Here is an 18,154-nt window from a genome sequence, read left to right as displayed (position 1 = left end):
TGCTGGAAGACGTCAGAGCTGGCCGGCCTTGATCTGCTCCATGGTGTAGTAGTCCGAATCCACCAGGAGCTTCTGGATGTTGTCCTTGAACACCACCTCGATCGGCATCAGGAAGGACGGAACCACCTCGGCACCGTTGTCATACGACTTCGAGTCGTTGACCTCCGGCTCCTGGCCATTGAGCAGGGCCTCTGTAGCCTTGACCGTCTGGGCGGCCAGCAGCTTGGTGTTCTTGAAGACCGTCGAGTACTGAACGTCGTCGTTGATCAGCTTCACCGAAGCGATTTCGGCGTCTTGGCCTGTAGTGATGGGCATCGGACGAGCGCCCGCGCCGTGCTTCGGTCCATATCCGGAGTTGCTCAGCGCGGTAATGGCGCCGCGGGCGACGCTGTCGTTGGGCGTCAACACGCCGTCAAGGGTGGTTCCATCGGAATAACTGGAAGTGATCAAGTTGTCCATGCGGGACTGGGCTTCCTGCTGAGACCAATCCTTGGTGGCAATTTGTGAAAGCTTGGTCTGGCCCGACTTGATCACGATCGTGCCGTCATCGATGTACTTCTGCAATACAGACATGCCACCGTCATAGACAAAGGTTGCGTTGTTGTCATCGAGCGATCCACCGAACAATTCGACGTTGAACGGGCCCTTGGCCTTGCCTTCGGACCCGTCCTCATTCAGGACACCCAATCCGGTCAGCAGCGCCTTGCCCTGCTCGGCCCCGACCTTGAAGTTGTCAAAGGTCACGTAGAGATCGACATCAGGGCTGTTTCGGATCAACCGGTCATAGGAAATGATGGGGATCTCGGCATTCACCGCGGCCTGGAGCTGCGGCGCCAGGGCTGTTCCATCCAGTGGGGCAAGGATCAGTAGATCGGCCCCTCGCGTGATCATCTGGTCGACCTGCTGCTGCTGAGTGGGGATGTCATTGTTCGCGTACTGCAGATCCACCTGGTAGCCGAGGTCTTCCAGGCCCTTCTGGATGGCCCTCCCATCGGTGATCCAGCGTTCCTCGTCCTGGCTGGTCAGGGACACCCCAATTCGGATGTCAGTCGGTTCCTGGCTCTGCCCATTCGACGTTCCACCGGTGGCACCGGGTCCGCCACAACTTGAAACCAGCAACGCTGCCGCCACTGCGGCACCAGCCAAAAAGATTCGTCTTTGCATGTCTTCTCCCGAAGTTGAAACGAGTTGCTTGTCGTGATTGTGCTGTCTTCGGCCATCTCTGGTGCGAGCCACCGACCTCTAGTGTCATAGACTGGACAACGTGTTCAGACAGTATCACATGATCTGGATCACGGCGAGACCGTCTAGCGGAGTCAGGTCCCAAGATTTTCCCTTTCGGAGGGAACAGGTGAAACTGGACTAATCGCCACCGCAGGAATGGGTAAGCCGTGAATGAACAAGTCAAGGAGCAACGCATGAAGCCCGCAGCGAATATTATTCAACTGGTCACGAAGGCGACTCAGGTGGTCGATGAAATCTCCAACCTCGGGCCGTCAACTTCGGCAGAACTGGCCAAGGCGGTGAACGAGCCCCGCCCGTCGGTCTATCGAATCGTCTCCGCCCTGGAACAATCAGGGCTGGTCCGGCGCTCCGATGACGGACGCGTTGAACTCGGGACCCAGATCCTGCACCTTGGAGAGGCCGCGGCAGATGCAATCATCGATCGAGAGCTATTGGCCACCGAGCTAAGCTCCATCCAACGCCAGCTTGGGCTCACGGCATCTTTTTGGATCCCGCGAAACGACACCGCGGTGTGCCTGGAACAGGTCGACGCCACGGATGTCGACCTGTACGAACTTTCCTCCGGGCGCATCCTTCCCCTCCATGCGGGGGCGGCCTCCCATGTGCTGCTCGCCTTCCAACCGGCAGAGGTCTTGGAAAGCGTACTCGGCGCAGCACCGTACGAAAGGCTCTCCTCAAAGACCCCGACTGACGCCGTCACCCTGCGGAGCCACATCGAGGAAACCAGGCACCAAGGCTGGCGGCTAGAGGTCAATGAAGTCGTAGACGGGATTGCCGCCATCAGCTTCCCGGTACTGAACCCGGACGGGACGATTTTCGGCTCGCTCACCGCAGCCGGCCTCGTGGACCAGGTGCTTGACCAGCAGGAGGAAGCCAAGTCCGTAATCGCCAAGGCCGCACAGACCCTGACCAAGGCTATGCGGGACTTCGTTCCAAAACCGGCCGAGCGCGTGCTCAGCACATCCATCAACAACATCTCCTCGATCATCGCCAAAGCAAACGCACTCATGGAGGCCCTTGCCAACGAGCGCATCTCAACCTCCGCCAGGCTGACCGAGATCCTTGACGAGCCGGTAAGTTCGGTCTATCGCATGCTGGCCACCCTTGCCGAGGCGGGCTGGGTTGAGCAGCTGGGACCCCGCGGTGCCTTCCGGATCGGCAGCAAGCTCATCTCGCTGTCGGGAAAACTACTCAACGACCTCGATCTGCGCCGCGCAGCAGTTCCGGTTCTTCGCTCTATCCACGAAGCAACCGGCGAAACAGCCTTCATGTGTATCCGGCGAAACACCCGTGCCGTCTGCATCGAACGAGTCGATGGGAAGCGCGTGAACAGCCGTTTGCTGTCTCTTGGCGGTTCGCTCCCCCTTCATACCGGCGCAGCCCCCCGCGCGCTGCTGGCCTTCGAGGACCGCCAAACCTGGGACGACTACGCGACGGTCGTCTCACAGACCGCCGACATCCAGTTCGACGCGCGCGCCCGGACGAAGTTCTACGCGGACCTCGAAGCCATCCGCTCCGCGGGATACTCCGTGAGTGACGACGACCTGACGCCGGGCATCGCGGCCATCGGTGCCCCGGTATTCGACCACAAGGGGCATGTTGTCGCCTCCCTCTCCGTCAGCGGACTGCGCGCGGGCATCCTGACGGAAGCGGTAGACGGTCGCACCGTGATTGAACTGGCCAGGGACGGCGCCCGCCGCCTCTCGGAGTACCTTGGCGCCCCGATCCCGGCGCACAGCTAAGCACTTTCACCAGCCAACCTCGCTGTCCACTCCATGGCTTGACCCTCAATCATGTGACATGCAATACTTTGGACACACTGTCCAATAGATGCGACTAGGTCGAAGTAATTTACCTGGACACCGCATGGCCAGGACCGACCAGGATCCACGTGCCGTCGTACGAAGACGAAAGCGCCCGGGAAACAGCTACAGGAGAAAACTCGATGAAACCTATCGTTGTGGGACTACTGGGAATCACCCACCCGCATGCATCTGCCCGTGTCCGAGCACTGCGTGAAATTGAGAACGTGGAAGTGGTTGCCGCAGCCGATGGAGATCCACGACTGGGATACTTCGCAGAGAAGTACAATGTCGAGCTTCGGGACATCGACGGAGTGCTCAATGACGAGCGGATCAATGCCATCATGGTGCATTCAAAGAGCAAGGACATGGTCCCTCATGCCCTGCGCGCCCTGGCGGCAGGCAAGTCGGTAGTCGTCGAGAAGCCGGGTGGCGGAACGGTTGAGGACTTGCTGCAGCTGGCCGAGGCCGAAAGCAGGGTCCCCTCGAGCCAGGTGGTCCAGGTGGGCTACAACGTACGTCTGGCCGAATCGATTAGATGGGCAAAGAAGCTGATCGACGATGGAGCCGTCGGAGAGGTCGTCACCGTTTCGGCACGCGGTGCTGCGATGGTGGGCGAGCATGTCACCGACCACCTGAACCAGCCAGCCGATATGGGCGGCGTCCTGTGGATCCTTGGCTGCCACATGCTCGATTCATTGGTCCACATTTTCGGTGCACCGGAGTCCGTGAATGCCCGGGTACACAAGTCCGCGCGGCTCTCGGGTGAGGGCAGCAGGGAAGACTCCGCATCAGTGTTGCTTAACTACCCCGACATGTCAGCCACCTTCAGCTTCGACGGCCACGACAAACTCGAGTGGTTCGAAAGCTCCCGCATCTTCGTCTACGGCACGCGGGGAATGATTGAAATCGGCATCCTTCCCCAACGTTTGCGCGTCTATCTGGACGAAGCCGCCGCCGGGCTGCCGGCAGGCTGGACCGAGTGGACCGAAAGCTATTTCACTCCGCCCTTTGCCCGGACCGAGAGCAACAAGTTCTCCGAACTCCCCGAGTTGGAGAACATCAGCAATTTCCGCACCGAGATGCGCGGCTGGGTTGACAGCATCCGGACCGGTGCACCTAATGTTGCCCCGGTGTCCGATGCGCTCACCGTGGCCCGAATCGTGGATGCCTGCTACCGTTCGAGCAACAATGCCGGTGGCATGGCCAGCATCACCGAACCTACACTTATTGAGGTGCCTTGAGCATGCAGAGCAACGAATCCACCGGGCAGAACCCGCAGCTGATTGCCACATGCTGGACCAGCGCCGGGGATGCCGCGCCGCTGGGCCCCACCGAATGCAGCCCCTTGGCGATCTCGGAGCGCATCGCCGCAGTTGCCGAGACCGGATGGGCCGGCATCGGCCTGGTTCATGACGATCTGCTGGTTGTCCGCGACAGCATCGGCTATGAAGAGCTCGGTCGACAGATCAAGGCCGCAGGAATCGGCATCGTCGAGGTCGAATTCATCAACGGCTGGTGGTCCACAGGCGCCGAACGCAAGGCCGCGGACAAGGTCCAGGCCGAGCTTTTCGAGGCAGCGACCCTGCTGGGCGCCCGCCACATCAAGGTGGGGGCCGGCAACGCCGGTGAACCCCTGCCGATCTCATTGATGACCGGTGCCTTCTCCGATCTGGCGGACCAGGCGGCCGACGTCGGCATCCGCCTTGCCCTGGAAGCAACCCCGTTCTCGAACCTGCGCACCACTGCCGAGGCGATCCAGGTGGTGACGGCTTCGGACAGCCCCTCCGCGGGGCTGATGATCGATATCTGGCACACTGCCAAGTCGGGGCTCTCACACGAAGAGCTGTGGAATATCACCCCGATGGACCGTGTATTCGCAGTGGAAATCGACGATGGTTTCCACAAGACCGATGGAACCTTGTTCGAGGACACCATCAACAACCGCGCATACTGCGGCCGCGGTGATTTCGATCCCGCGACATTCATCAAGCTTGCCCTCGAGGCCGGATACCTCGGGCCATGGGGAGTGGAGATCATTTCCCGCGAGCACCGCTCAACCCCGCTGCGCGAAGGACTCCAGCGGGCCTTCGACACCGCGGTTGCTTCCTTCCCCGGTTAGCTCCACGGCTCCACCAACGCCCAGGGCATCGCATGTGCTGCCCAAGTCGAATCTTCAACACGTTATTCCCCTCCCTGAAAGGACTTATAATTCATGGCTTCACCACGACCGTTGCGTATGGCACTTTTCGGCTCCGGCCGCATTGGACAGGTTCACGCCCGCAACCTTGCCGCCCACCCGGACATTGAGCTGGTCCTCATTGCCGATCCGTTCATTGACGCCGCCCGCAAGCTTGCCGAACAGACCGGTGCCCGGGCCGTACAGGACCCTGATGAGGTGTTTGCCGAACCCGGCCTTGACGCCGTGATCATCGGTTCGCCGACAAGCACCCACGTCGACCTCATTACCCGCGCTGCGGCCCACGGCCTCGCAGTACTGTGCGAGAAGCCCATCGACCTGGACCTGGCAACCGTCATGGCGTGCCGCGACAAGCTGAAGGACACGACGGTGCCCATCATGCTCGGCTTCAACCGCAGGTTCGACCCAAGTTTCGCATCCATCAACGCCCGCGTTGAAGCCGGTGAGATTGGTGCATTGGAACAAGTCACCATCATCAGCCGCGACCCGGCGCCTGCTCCCCGCGACTACATCGAAACCTCGGGCGGAATTTTCCGGGACATGACGATCCACGACCTGGACATGGCCCGGTTCTTCGTTGAGGACATCGTCGAGGTCACGGCAGTGGGATCCAACCAGTTCAGCAGCTACATCGAAGAGCTTGGAGACTACGATTCCGTCGTGGTCACCCTGCGTGGCAGCCGGGGCGAGCTGATCACGATCACCAATTCGCGTCACTGCTCCTACGGATACGATCAGCGGCTGGAGGCCTTCGGCTCCGAGGGCATGCTTGAAGCCAAGAACATCACCCCGACCACGGTCCGCAAGTACGGCGCTTCGGGCACCGGCGAAGGCGAGGCCTTCATGCCCTTCTTCCTGGAACGCTACACGCAGGCCTACCGGCGTGAGCTCGATGCCTTCGCGCACGCGATCCAAAACGGCATCCCCTGCTCCCCGAGCTTCGAAGACGGAGTTGCCGCCTTGGTGCTGGCCGACGCGGCACTCGAATCCGCAAAGACCGGCAGGACCGTGAAGATCGGCAAGATCTGACGCCGGGCAATGGCTCGAGGCCACAGCACGGCACCACCGTCGGGGTGGTCCCACCGCCAAGGTGAGACCACCCCGACGTTTTTGCTGCCGGAGCCCCGCGTCTTGGTCAATGCGGAATCCGGCAATGTTCTGGTCGGCCCGCATCCCGGTGAATCCGAAGTGGGCTGCCTGCCCATCCCCGCGGGGCCCCGGACATGTCAACGAGCACCGCGTTGCGCGCAGGAATCGTTGGACCCTCCAGCACCCTGCCGAAAAGGGTTCCATCACTGGCTCGCAGGCCAGGTGCGAGGCAGCGCAGGTCGATGCTATTGGGCAGCGGCCGCCGGCAAGTTGTAGGGCGTGTGAATCTCGATCGGCGAGCGCTCGGGCTCATGGCTGCCGGGCAGCGCCCGGTGGTAATGCATCAAGGCCCGGCAGGCAGCATGCATATCGGAGCGCAGGTTGTGCCCCAGCACCGCATGCAACGCGCCACCCAAAAGCAACAGGGAATTTTCCTTGTTCAGGTCGTGGCCTATCACCACGGTTCCCGGTGAGCCTGCCCGCTGGATGGCACGCACCAGGCCGGAATTACCGCCTCCGATCGAATACACGCCGGCGAGATCGGAGTGCCGGGCCAGCATCTGCTCCATGTACTGTTCGGCAGCCCCATCCATGCCCTCGGAGTCCGGCAGCTCGTGAATGATCCGGGTCGGAGCAAGCTTTCGCAGTGTGGCCCGGAAACCCATTTCCCGTTCCTCTTCGCCGCGGAAGCCGTCTTTGCTCACGGTAAGGGCCACATCTCCGGGTCTGTCGCCAAGCCATGCGCACATCAGATAGGCGGCCGTGGACCCGGCCGCCCTGTTGTCCGGCCCCACATAGGTGATCCGGGCCGTTGACGGCAGATCGGTCACAACCGTCACGACGGGGATGCCCCTGCCCGAGAGCATCCCGACTGCCTCGGCCACCCCCGGTGAATCGGTTGCCTTGAGCAACACACCGTGGGATCCCCGGCGGGCAATCTTGTCCAATTGCTCGACGCATTCCCCCTCGCTCCAATGCTGGCTCAGGTGGAATCGGGCTCGGAACGCTGCAGGCCGCAGCAGGGGCAACTCGGCTTCCAAGGCCGCGCGCATCGCGTGGCTGAAGCGCGACGGCGCATCGACCACCACGTCGATCACGAAGGTTCGGCCCGAGAGTTCCAATTGGGCCTGCTGGGTTTCCAGCTCCTGGATGGCGCGACCGACTTGGCCAGCGGTGCTTGGGCGTACCCCGGTGCGCCCATGCAGGACGCGGTCCACCGTGGCCTCGCTGACCCCGGCCTGCCGGGCTATGTCCCGGATGGAAAAGCGATGTGCCATCGTTGGTCCCCTTGAGGTGTTTTTGAGGTGTTTGATGCTGGTTCAGCACGGTGCTTCGGAAGCAGAATTGATGGTGGCGACAATATCCACCTGGCAGTTCCGAGCCTATACCGTCACACTGCCGTGAGGGATCCGTGAGGTTCCCGCGATGTCGGTCCACGTCCCATCCTCATTTTTCGAAAGGCTTGCACCATGACCACCACCTCGACCTCCGCGAACGCCGTCCCACGCTGGTTCCGCGCCGAAGACTGCAACCTCGAGGATTTCAAGCAGGTCGTGTCCGCGGCAACGCGGTTGGAAGACTACCCGTATGCAGATGCCGTGGAGCAGAACGTGCTCATTTACGGCCCGCGACTGCATTCCTACCTGGATGACCCGGCCGAGCGCGCCGACGTCCAGGCCGAGTTGGCCCATGCACTCACCGAGGGCCCTGGCATCGTGGTGTTCAAAGGTGCCTTCCCCGATCTGGGCGTCGTGGACCGTGCCACCGACGCCTTCAACCGCTTGATCGCGGCCCAGAAGGCCGCAGGGGTCACCGGCGGGGACCACTTCGCCAAGCCGGGTGCCAACGACAGGGTCTGGGGTGCGCTGGACAAGCTGGCCCTGGCCGAACCGGAGGTCTTTGCCGAGTACTATTCCTCGGACATTTTGGCCCTGGTGTCCGAGGCGTGGCTGGGCCCCAACTACCAGGTGACCAGCCAGGTCAATGTGGTGAATCCCGGCGGCGTTGCCCAGCGCGCGCACCGCGACTACCACCTGGGCTTCATGTCCGCCGAGCAGGCTTCCGCCTACCCTGCCCACACCCACCTGCTCACGCCGGCACTGACGCTGCAGGGGGCCGTCGCACACTGCGACATGCCGCTGGAATCGGGTCCCACCCTCTACCTGCCGCACTCCCACAAGTATGCCCCGGGCTACGTGGCCTTCCACCGGGAGGACTTCACCGAATACTTCCAGGCGAACTTCGCCCAATTGCCGTTGGACAAGGGAGACGCCGCCTTCTTCAACCCGGCGCTGTTCCACGGGGCCGGCAACAACGTCTCGACCGACATCAAGCGCATGGCCAACCTGCTGCAGGTTTCCTCGGCGTTCGGGCGGGCCATGGAGACCGTCGACCGCACGGCCATGAGCAAGGCCCTGTACCCGGTGCTGCTTGGCATGAAGTCCTCCGGAGCCTCGCAGAAGGCGCTCAAGAACATCGTGGCATCCTCGGCCGAGGGGTATGCCTTCCCGACCAACCTGGACCGGGACCAGCCCATAGGCGGGCTGGCCCCGCAGTCCCAGGCCGAACTCGTCCTGGAACACCTGGGGCGCTCAGCCTCTCACGTCGCACTGGACGGGGCCCTGGACGCCCAGGAATCCCGCCGCCGCACCGGCGCACGCTGATCCAGGCGTCGTCTCGAGGCGGCCCGCCGGGGTTGGCTTGCCGAACCCCTTGGCAAGGCAAGCCTGGCGGGCCCTGTTCGAAACAGTCCTCAGGAGAAGGCAGCCCTGAAACCGGAGAGGGCGGCCTCCGAATCCCCGGAGGCCCAACCCTCCAGACCCACGGTCCCGGTGTAGCCCAGGGCACGCAGCTCGGCGGCGATCACCGGGTAGTTGATCTCCCCGGTGCCCGGTTCGCAGCGCCCCGGAACGTCGGCCACCTGGACCTCCCCGAGGTGGTCGATCGAGTCGCGCAGCAGCGCGATCAGGTTCCCCTCGCCGATCTGCGCGTGGTACAGGTCCAGCATCATCTTCACGTTCGGGTGCCCGACCCCCGACACCAGGGCCAGGGTGTCCTTGGCCCGGCCCAGCGGGATGCCGGGATGGTCCACGATGGTGTTCAGGTTTTCCACGGTGAACACCAGGCCGTGTTCGGCCCCGAGCTCGCCGAGCCTTTCAAGGGTGCGGGCCGCGGTCAGCCACATCTGGCCCGTGGCCCGGAACAGCGGCCGGGCCGCCTGCCCGTCGATGAGTTCGGCAGGGTGCACCACCAACCGCTTGATGCCCAGCTCCAGGGCGGCGGGGACCAATTCGGCGGCGGTGCGCAGCACCTCGCCGCAACTGTCCGGATCGATCAGGGAACCGGCGCTGTAGCCGGTCATCGAGGAAAAGCCCGCGCCGGTGGCCGCCAGCGCGGCGATGTCCTTGGTGCGCGAGTCCCACATTTCCACCGCGAATCCCAGCTCGTGGATCTTCTCGACCCGTTGGGTGAACGGCAGGTGAAGGAACACCATCTCGGCGCAGACGGCCAGGTCCAGGCTCACCGGGCACCGCCCGCGGTTTCGCGGACCAGTCGGACTGCTTCGCCGGTGCGCATGGATTCCACGCAGGCCAGCGCGATTTCCAAGGCGTCACGTGCCGCCTGGGCGCCCGGGGTGGGGGCCGTCGGAGGCTCGGCGTGGCCGTTGCGGGCGGCGATCAGCTGGGCAAAGTGGGCAAGTTCCGCGCGGTATGCCCCGGCGAAGAGCTCGATGTTCAGCCTTTCGGTGGGGGCCTGCGCACCGGCTGCGGTGAATGTGCCGGCGGCCAGCTGCACCGGGTGCCCGGCGGTGGCCATGCCGGCGGAGCCGAAGACCTCCCCGCGCACGTCGTAGCCGTAGAGGGCACTGAAGCTGGCCTCGGCCACGGCGATCGCGCCGTTGTCGTAGCGCAGTGTCACCACGGCGGTGTCCAGCAATCCCCCGTCCTTGAAGGACGGTTCCACCAGGGCATCGGCCATGGCACGGACCTCGGTGACCCGGGCGCCCTCGTTGAACCAGTTCAGAGTGTCAAAGTCATGGATCAGCGTCTCCAGGAAGATGGTGTTGGGCTTGATGCGCGCAGCATGCGCGATGCCGTCGGAGGTGCCCGGGTCGCGGGTCAGCGAGCGCATGAGCTGCACGCTTCCGATGTCCCCGGCGTTGATGCGGTTCTTGGCTTCGGTGAAGTCGGCGGCAAAGCGGCGGTTGAAGCCGATCTGGAATTCAACCCCGGCGCGATCCACGGCATCCAGCGCACCTTCCAGCTCCGCCAGGTCCAGGCCCGCGGGCTTTTCGCTGAACACATGCTTCCCTGCGGCGGCGGCCTGGGTGATCAGCGTGGCGTGGAAGGCGGAGGGCGCGGCAATGAGCACCCCGTCGATTTCCGGGTCGGCAAACAGATCCACCGGGTCGGTGGTGTGCTTGGCGATCCCGAGCTCGGTGGCCAGCGCCGCGGCCGCACCGGGCGCCGGGTCGGCGACGGCTTCGAGCCGCACTCCGGGCAGGTGGCCGGCGAGGGAGCGGGCGTGGAACGCGCCGATCCAGCCGCAGCCAATGACCGCGATGCGGATGGGCTCCGGGATTGGCGGGGTGTTTGGGGAATAGGCCATGTGGTTCACGATCCTTCTAGAACGTTCTAGTTTCTGCTGTCCCGGCAACTATGCCACACTGTTAGTCAGTCGTCTAGATCGTTCTAGAAGAAATCCCGAAAGGCCCGAAATGAACCAACCCGCCCCGCCCCCACGCCGCACCACCCTGGCCGATGTCGCCAGGGAGTCGGGGGTGTCGGTGGCCCTGGCATCGATCGTGATGCGGGGGGCCGAAGGCGCCAGCGAAGCCTCCCGCCTCAAGGTCAAGGCCGCCGCCCAAGCCCTTGGCTACAGGCCCGACAGCCGGGCCCGTGCCCTGCGTTCGCTGCGCTCGGGCCTGCTGGGTGTCTCGCTGCGCCTGGACGAACCGTTCCATGCCGAGCTCGTCGACGAGATCTATGCCGCCGCCGAGGAACACGGCTACGAGGTCGTGCTCGGAGCCGTCGGGAAACACCGAAGCGAGGCCAGGGCGCTGGAGGGACTGGCCGATTCGGGGTGCGAGGCCATCCTGGCGATCGCAGCCTCCGGCACCCGTGCGGAACTCGCCGCGGTGGACGCCGGGCTCCCGCTCGTCAGCCTGCTGCGCGAGGTCCCGGGAATCGACTCGGTGTGCACCGATGATGCATCGGGGATGGACCAGGCCGTCGCCCACCTGGTCGGCCTCGGGCACAGAAGGATCTTCCACCTGGACGGGGGCGACGCGGTGGCCTCGGCCGAACGCCGGAGCGCCTACCTCGCGGCCATGGAGCGCCATTCGCTGGGCGATCTGGCACGCGTGCTGCCGGCCGGTGCGGATGAACGCGAGGGCGCCGCGGCGGCTGGACGCCTGCTGGCCGATCCACGGCACCCGGCGCCCAGCGCCCTGGTGGTGTTCAACGACCGCTGCGCCCTGGGGGTCGTGGACGCGCTTGAACGCGCGGGCCTGGAGGTTCCGGCCGACATCTCCGTCGTGGGGTTCGATGACAGCCAGTTTGCCCGGCTGGCGCACATCGGGCTCAGCAGCGTGCGCCAGGACGTGGCGGCCCTGGCCCGCGCGGCCATCGAGCGGGCCGTGGCCCGGCTGGCGGGCCAGGGGCCGGGGCTGCAATGGCATGCCCCGGCCCTGGTCGTGCGCAACAGCACCGGCATCGCACCGGTTTCCTGACCCCCCGCTCCCCGCCCGGGGCCGTGGTCAGGAATGGTCAGGAGACTTCGGCGCCCTTGAAGTGCTGCTCGAGTTCCTCCAGCGTCTTGCCGCTGGTTTCGGGCACCGAGCGCTTGACCCACACGATGGCGATGACCTGCAGCGCCACGAAGATCAGGAAGGTCGGTGCTATCCCGATCCCGGCAACGAGCTGCGGGAAGAGGAAGCCGACCAGGAAGTTCACGATCCACAGCACGAACACGCAGATTCCCATGCCGACCCCGCGCACGTGCATCGGGAAGATCTCGGACATCGTCAGCCAGGTCACGGTGCCGATGCATGACTGCATGGCGGCCAGGAAGGTCACCATGAACAGCAGCACCAGGAAGCCGCGCAGCAGCCCCTCGTCCACCAGCAGGGACACCAGGGCGATGGCCGTCAGCGAGATCGCGGTGCCGGTCAGCCCCATGACCAGCATGAACTTGCGCGGCAGCCGGCTCATCATCCAGATTCCGGCCAGCACCGCCAACACGCTGGTGACCCCGTTGAGCACATTGGCAATCAAGGCGCCGCGGTCCCCGAAGCCCGAGGACGAGAGGATCGTGGTGCCGTAGTACATGATGGCGTTGATGCCGCTGATCTGGTTGATCACGGCCATGCCCAACCCGATCACGAAGATCCGCCGCACCCAAGGGACCATCAGGTCCTTGAACCCGCCCATCTTGGATTTGTAGTCGTCGCGGGCTGCCTGCCGGACCTCTTCGAACTCCCCGGTGACGTCCTCGGCCCGGCGCGTGCGGCCCAATACGTCCAGGACCGCGTCGTAGCGTCCGGCCGAGGCCAGCCAGCGCGGGGATTCGGGCAGCACCAGCATCCCGAACCACAGCACCACCGCCGGCAGCGTGGCAATCACCAGCATGTAGCGCCAGATGTGGTTCGCCTCGGGGAACATGTTCCCCAGCACCGCGTTGAAGGTGAAGGCCAGGAACTGGCCGGTGACGATCATCAGCTCGTTCTGCGTGACGATGCGCCCGCGTTGGGCCGCGGGCGACATCTCGGCCAGGTACACCGGGACGATCACCGAGGCCCCGCCCACCGCCAGTCCCAGCACGGTGCGTGAGAGCACCAGCAGCCCGACGGTCGGGGAGATCGAGCATCCGATCGTGGCCACCGCGAAGACGATGGCCAGCCCCATGATGGTCTTGCGCCGGCCATAGGTGTCGGAGAGGCGTCCGGCAAACAGGGCCCCGAAGGCGGCACCGAGCAGCAGCGTGGAGGTGACCAGCCCCTCGGCCATCGGGCTGAGTCCCAGGTCGCGTTGCATGAACGGCAACGCCCCGTTGATCACCCCGGTGTCGTAGCCGAAGAGCAGTCCGCCGAAGGTGGAGAACAATGCGACCTTGCGCATGAATTTCTTGGGGTTGGCCTCCGCCTTGGCAGCAATTCCTGCCGTCACGGTGGCTTTCATCTCTGTCATCATCCGAAAATCCGCTTTCACCTTCGCCCTCGACTACAGGGTGCTTGAAACGTAGTCCTGCATGGTGCGCAACTGGTACCTTGCGACTTCCTTGGCGTTTTCGTTCTCCGCAAAGACACACGAGACCATGACGGTTTCCTCGCGCGAGGTGAACCCGTTCTCGGCCAGTCCGCCGAAGAACTCGTCCCAGTCCACATCCCCGTCACCGATCTTCAGGTGCTGGTGCACGCGCACCGCGTTTCCCGGGGGGTTGGTGATGTAGCGCAGCCCGTGCGAGGCGTGGTGGTTCATGGTGTCCGCCACGTGCACCACGCGCAGCCTCTCGCCGACCGCCGCCATGATCTCCAGCGGCTCGTCCTTCATGTGGAAGGTGTGCGCCGCGACGTAGGCGAAGGACAGGTTCGGGGAGTTCACCCCGCGGATGACCCGCCAGCCGGCCAGGCCTTCCTCCACGAAGTCGTCCGGGTGCGGGTCGAAGGCCACATTGATGCCCTCGGATTCGAAGAGCGGGACCAGTTCCTCCATGGAGCGGTAGAACGCGGCCTCGGATTCCTCGGGCTGCTCCGGGCGGCCGGAGAACTCGGTGTTCATCTGGTTCACGCCCAAATCCACGGTGATCTGGATGGCGCGCTTCCAGTAGCGCACCGCGGCCTCGCGCAGCACCGGGTCCGGGGAGGACCACTTGTGCACCGGCAGCACCGAGGCGACCTCGACGCCGGCCTTCCGGCACGCGGCCTTCAGGTCCGCGACCAGTGCATCGTCGGCCTTCGGGTGCTTGAAGAAGGGCAGCAGGTCCTGGTGCGGGGTCAGCTGCAGGTACTTGTAGCCGAGTTCCGCGGCCAGCGCCGGGAATTCGAGCAGCGAGTGCGTGTGGTGGAACGGTGTCGGGTCAAGGGCGATCTTCATTCTCTGGCTCCTGGGGTCTGGTGGCTAGCTGTACAGGGAGGGCTTGGCGTTGAGTTTCACGGCGACCTTCTGCCCGGTGCGCTGGGCCTCGACGCCGGCCTCGCAGCAGGCGGCGGTGGCGTACCCGTCCCAGGCGCTGGGGCCGCCCAGTTCACCCTTGGCCGCGGCGTCGACCCAGGCCTGGATCTCGGTGTCGTAGGCGGCGCCGAAGCGCTCCTCGAAGCCGGGGGTGACGTTGCCGCCCCACTTGCCCGCGGTGCGTACGTAGGGGCCCGAATCGTTGCCGATGGACACGATGCCGGTCTCGAAGGAAGCCTGGGTGGCGACCTCGTAGCCGAAGAGCGCGTTGACGTAGATCTCCACGTCCGCCAGCACCCCGGATTCGGTCTCGATCAGCACGTGCTGCGGGTCGTGCTGGCCCGCCGGCGCGTTCTTCGTGGCCTTGCCCAGGCGCACCTGCACCGAGGTGATTTCCTCGTTCGTGAAGAAGCGGATGGCGTCGAATTCGTGGACGACCGAGTCGTTGATCAGCATCTCGTTGGTGAAGCCGGCCGGGGTGTCGGGGTTGCGGTGCTGGTGGTGGAGCATCAGCAGCTCGCCCAACTCCCCGCCGGCGACCAGTGCGCGCAGCTGCGCGTATTCGGCGTCGTAGCGGCGCATGAAGCCGACCTGGATGCGCTTGCGGCCGAGTTTGGCCTCGGCCTGCACGATTTCCCAGGACGACGCAGCGTCGGGGGTCAACGGCTTTTCGCACAGGATCGGGATGTCGCGTTCCAGGGCCTTGAGCAGGATGTCGTGGTGCAGGAAGCCGGGGGTTGCGATCAGGAGCGCGTCCACGTCCGGGGAATCCAGGGCGGCCTGCGCATCGGTGAGCGCCACGGCGCCTTCGATGCCGGCGATGGCCGCGTTGGCCCGGGCCTCGTCGATGTCCACGACGGCGGCGACCTCGGCCCCGGAAATCCTGTGGTGCAGGCGCTGGATGTGGTCGGCTCCCATGCGTCCGGCCCCGATGACCGCTACGCGCAATGTTGGACTCATGCTGGTGTTCCTTTTCTGTCCGGCCCGCGGGCCGCGATGCCTGGTGGGGTGGGGTTTAGCGGACGCGGGTGCGCGAGCCGCAGGAAAGCAGGTGGGTGGCGGTGCGCTTGGCGATGGGCATCGGCACCGAGAAATCGGCGACCGGGTACATGTCCTGTTCCACGATCCCGTAGATCGGGCGGTTGAGTTCCTCGACGGCCTCGATGACCGCGCGCAGGTCGGGCAGCCCGTTCGGCGGCTCAACCATGACCCCGGCCAGGTTGGCCGCGGCCCAGGTCAGGTTCTGCTCACGCACCGTGGCCAGCACCTGGGGGTCGATCTGCTTCAGGTGCAGGTAGCCGATACGCTCGGGGTGCTTGCGGATCAGCTCCAGCGAGGAGGCCCCTCCGTATTCGGCGTGCCCGGTGTCCAGGCAGAGGTTGGCCAGCGCCGGATCGGTGTGCTGCAGGAACCGCTCGATGTCCTCCTGGGCGCATACATGGGAGTCGGCATGGGAGTGGAATTGCTGCTTGAGCCCGAAGTCCTCGGCCAGGATCTTCCCCAGCCGGTCGTGGCCCTTGAACAGCGCATCCCAGCCCCCGTCCGTGAGGTGCTCGTCCTCCACGGCCGCACCGGTGACGTCGTCGCGCCACATGGCCGGGATGACCACGATGTGTTCCCCGCCCATCGCCGCGGTCAGTTCGGCGACCTTCCGGGCCGGTTCCCAGGCCTCGTCCCAGGCATCGGCGGAGCCGTCGAGCCCGCGGTGGAAGGCGGTGAACACGGTGCCGGCGCAGACGTTCAGGTCGCGGGCCGCCAACTCGTCGGCCAGCCGGGACGGGTCGGTGGGCAGGTAGCCGTAGGGGCCCAGTTCGATGGTCTTGTAGCCGGATTCGGCGACCTCGTCCAGGAAGCGCTCCCACGGGGTCTGCTTCGGGTCGTTGGGGAACCAGACGCCCCAGGAGTCCGGCGCGGTGCCGATGACCAATTTGTTCGGTGTGTCCGGCATCAGGCGGACCTTTCTCTAGCGCAACGTGGCGTGGCATTGGTGAGGTTCGCCGTGCCGCGGGACAAGTATCCCGCGGCACGGCGTGGTGCTTCCCCCGGAAGGCGTTGGTCCCCAATGTCGGGTCCCCCGGTGGGAGGTTGGTGCGGCGGAACTAGTTGGACGGGAACGCGAAGGAGGCGTTCGAGTCTTCCTTGTGTTCGGGCCAGCGCTGGGTGACGGCCTTGCCGCGGGTGTAGAAGCGCACCCCGTCCGGGCCGTAGATGTGGTGCTCGCCAAAGAGCGAGTTCTTCCAGCCGCCGAAGGAGTGCCAGGCCACCGGCACCGGCAGCGGGATGTTGACGCCCACCATGCCGACGTGGACCTTGCGGGTGTAGGTGCGGGCGTCGGCCCCGTTGGAGGTAAAGATCGCCGTTCCGTTGCCGTAGGGGTTGGCGTTGACGACCTCGATGGCCTCGGCCAGGGTGTCTACGCGGATGACTGCCAGGACGGGTCCGAAGACCTCCTCGGTGTAGGCGGTCATTTCGCGCTTGACCTTGTCGATGATGGTCGGGCCGACGAAGAAGCCGTTCTCGTGGTCGGCGACCACCAGGTCGCGGCCATCGACGATGACCGCGGCCCCGGCTTCGGCGGCCTCGCCGACGATCTTTTCGATGCGGGTCTTGGAGGCCGGGGTGATGACCGGGCCCATGTCCGCCTCGGCGTCAAGGCCGTGGGAGACCTTGATGTCGTTGGCGCGGGCCACCAGCTTGTCCACCAGCACGTCGGCGGCCGAACCCACGGCCACGGCCACGGAGATGGCCATGCAGCGCTGTCCGGCCGAGCCGAAGGCTGCGGCGGTGAGGTGGTCGGCGGCCAGTTCCATGTCGGCGTCCGGCATGATGACCGCGTGGTTCTTTGCCCCGCCCAGGGCCTGGACGCGCTTGCCGTTGGCGGTTGCCGTTTCGTGGACGTACTTGGCGATCGGGGTGGAGCCGACGAAGGAGATCCCGTCGATGTCCGGGTGGTTCAGCAGCCCGTCGACGGTTTCCTTTCCGCCGTGCAGCACCTGGAACACGCCGTCGGGCAAGCCGGCTTCCTTGAAGAGCCGGGCCATGAAGACGGCCGCGGAGGGGTCGCGCTCGGAGGGCTTGAGGATGAAGGCGTTGCCGGCGGCGATGGCGACCGGGGCCATCCACAGCGGCACCATGACCGGGAAGTTGAACGGGGTGATGCCCGCGACCACGCCCAGGGGCTGGCGGAAGGAGAACACGTCGATGCCGGTGGAGACCTGGTCGGAGAATTCGCCCTTGAGCGACTGCGAGATGCCGCAGGCGTACTCCACGACCTCGATGCCGCGGCCGATCTCGCCCGCCGCGTCGGAGAGGACCTTGCCGTGCTCGGACGTCACGATGCGGGCCAGCGCGTCGGTGTTGGCCACCAGCAGTTCACGGAACTTGAAGAGCACCGCGGTGCGCTTGGCGATGGAGGTGTCCCCCCAGGAATCGGCCGCGGTGCGGGCCGCGGCGACCGTTGCGGCCAGGTCGGCGGCGGAGGCCAGGGCCAGGTTGGCGGTGACCTCGCCGGTGGCGGGGTTGTACACCGGCTGGGTGTTGCCGCCCTCGCCGGCGGTTTCGGTCCCGTTGATGAAGTGGTTGATGGTGGTCACCGCGGTGGCCTGGGTGGTGGTGCTCATGTCGGCTTTCCTTCTGTGGTGGGGGGA

Annotated in this window: 15 protein-coding genes; 6 read left to right on the top strand and 9 right to left on the bottom strand. The window is 65.1% G+C overall.

Annotated elements, in window-relative coordinates:
- Positions 1-12: 12 nt before the first annotated feature.
- On the bottom strand, positions 13-1,236 hold the full coding sequence (locus J2T21_RS00580) for a substrate-binding domain-containing protein (RefSeq protein WP_307577407.1): 1,224 nt from the start codon (positions 1,234-1,236) through the stop codon (positions 13-15).
- 182 nt (positions 1,237-1,418) lie between these two features.
- Between J2T21_RS00580 and J2T21_RS00575 the strand changes: the two genes are divergently transcribed.
- The 4 genes from J2T21_RS00575 (at position 1,419) to iolG (ending at position 6,276) form a co-directional block, all read left to right on the top strand.
- Positions 1,419-2,987 carry an IclR family transcriptional regulator gene (locus J2T21_RS00575; protein WP_307577405.1) on the top strand — a complete coding sequence of 523 codons (1,569 nt, stop codon included), beginning with the start codon at positions 1,419-1,421 and terminating at the stop codon, positions 2,985-2,987.
- A gap of 149 nt (positions 2,988-3,136) precedes the next feature.
- The gene (locus tag J2T21_RS00570; RefSeq protein ID WP_307577403.1) at positions 3,137-4,291 is read left to right on the top strand and encodes a Gfo/Idh/MocA family protein; all 1,155 of its coding nucleotides are present in this window, start codon (positions 3,137-3,139) and stop codon (positions 4,289-4,291) included.
- A 2-nt stretch (positions 4,292-4,293) separates the two neighbouring features.
- Positions 4,294-5,169 (top strand): sugar phosphate isomerase/epimerase family protein, encoded by an 876-nt coding sequence (locus J2T21_RS00565; RefSeq protein WP_307577401.1) that lies wholly within the window; start codon positions 4,294-4,296, stop codon positions 5,167-5,169.
- Between the two features lie 93 nt (positions 5,170-5,262).
- Complete coding sequence (iolG, locus tag J2T21_RS00560; protein ID WP_307577399.1) at positions 5,263-6,276, top strand: inositol 2-dehydrogenase; 1,014 nt, start codon at positions 5,263-5,265, stop codon at positions 6,274-6,276.
- A 305-nt stretch (positions 6,277-6,581) separates the two neighbouring features.
- Here the strand turns inward: iolG and J2T21_RS00555 are convergent, their stop codons facing one another.
- Positions 6,582-7,613 (bottom strand): LacI family DNA-binding transcriptional regulator, encoded by a 1,032-nt coding sequence (locus tag J2T21_RS00555; protein WP_307577397.1) that lies wholly within the window; start codon positions 7,611-7,613, stop codon positions 6,582-6,584.
- Between the two features lie 192 nt (positions 7,614-7,805).
- Between J2T21_RS00555 and J2T21_RS00550 the strand changes: the two genes are divergently transcribed.
- A complete protein-coding gene (locus tag J2T21_RS00550; RefSeq protein WP_307577395.1) occupies positions 7,806-8,999 on the top strand; it encodes a phytanoyl-CoA dioxygenase family protein in 1,194 nt (397 codons plus the stop codon).
- Positions 9,000-9,088: 89 nt separating this feature from the next.
- Here J2T21_RS00550 and J2T21_RS00545 read toward each other — a convergent pair whose 3' ends face one another.
- Both J2T21_RS00545 and J2T21_RS00540 read right to left on the bottom strand, forming a co-directional pair.
- Positions 9,089-9,859 (bottom strand): TIM barrel protein, encoded by a 771-nt coding sequence (locus J2T21_RS00545; protein WP_307577393.1) that lies wholly within the window; start codon positions 9,857-9,859, stop codon positions 9,089-9,091.
- Positions 9,856-10,944 (bottom strand): Gfo/Idh/MocA family oxidoreductase, encoded by a 1,089-nt coding sequence (locus J2T21_RS00540; RefSeq protein ID WP_307577391.1) that lies wholly within the window; start codon positions 10,942-10,944, stop codon positions 9,856-9,858. Before J2T21_RS00540 ends, J2T21_RS00545 begins: the two co-directional genes overlap by 4 nt.
- Positions 10,945-11,053: 109 nt before the next feature.
- Here J2T21_RS00540 and J2T21_RS00535 point away from each other — a divergent pair, with 109 nt between their 5' ends.
- Entirely contained in the window at positions 11,054-12,067 is a 1,014-nt protein-coding gene (locus J2T21_RS00535; protein ID WP_307577389.1) for a LacI family DNA-binding transcriptional regulator, read from the top strand.
- A 37-nt stretch (positions 12,068-12,104) separates the two neighbouring features.
- Here J2T21_RS00535 and J2T21_RS00530 read toward each other — a convergent pair whose 3' ends face one another.
- From J2T21_RS00530 to J2T21_RS00510, 5 genes are all read right to left on the bottom strand, one after another.
- On the bottom strand, positions 12,105-13,523 hold the full coding sequence (locus tag J2T21_RS00530) for a sugar porter family MFS transporter (RefSeq protein WP_307577387.1): 1,419 nt from the start codon (positions 13,521-13,523) through the stop codon (positions 12,105-12,107).
- Between the two features lie 33 nt (positions 13,524-13,556).
- On the bottom strand, positions 13,557-14,429 hold the full coding sequence (locus tag J2T21_RS00525) for a sugar phosphate isomerase/epimerase family protein (RefSeq protein ID WP_307577385.1): 873 nt from the start codon (positions 14,427-14,429) through the stop codon (positions 13,557-13,559).
- 24 nt (positions 14,430-14,453) lie between these two features.
- Positions 14,454-15,467 carry a Gfo/Idh/MocA family protein gene (locus J2T21_RS00520; RefSeq protein ID WP_209911125.1) on the bottom strand — a complete coding sequence of 338 codons (1,014 nt, stop codon included), beginning with the start codon at positions 15,465-15,467 and terminating at the stop codon, positions 14,454-14,456.
- Between the two features lie 55 nt (positions 15,468-15,522).
- Positions 15,523-16,455 carry a sugar phosphate isomerase/epimerase family protein gene (locus tag J2T21_RS00515; protein WP_307577383.1) on the bottom strand — a complete coding sequence of 311 codons (933 nt, stop codon included), beginning with the start codon at positions 16,453-16,455 and terminating at the stop codon, positions 15,523-15,525.
- A gap of 151 nt (positions 16,456-16,606) precedes the next feature.
- Entirely contained in the window at positions 16,607-18,127 is a 1,521-nt protein-coding gene (locus J2T21_RS00510) for a CoA-acylating methylmalonate-semialdehyde dehydrogenase (RefSeq protein ID WP_307577380.1), read from the bottom strand.
- Positions 18,128-18,154 lie beyond the last annotated feature (27 nt).

Origin of the sequence: Paeniglutamicibacter psychrophenolicus (assembly GCF_030812255.1) — a bacterium.
In the GTDB taxonomy this organism is placed as follows: domain Bacteria; phylum Actinomycetota; class Actinomycetes; order Actinomycetales; family Micrococcaceae; genus Paeniglutamicibacter; species Paeniglutamicibacter psychrophenolicus_A.
This window is presented reverse-complemented; position numbering and strand designations above follow the sequence as displayed.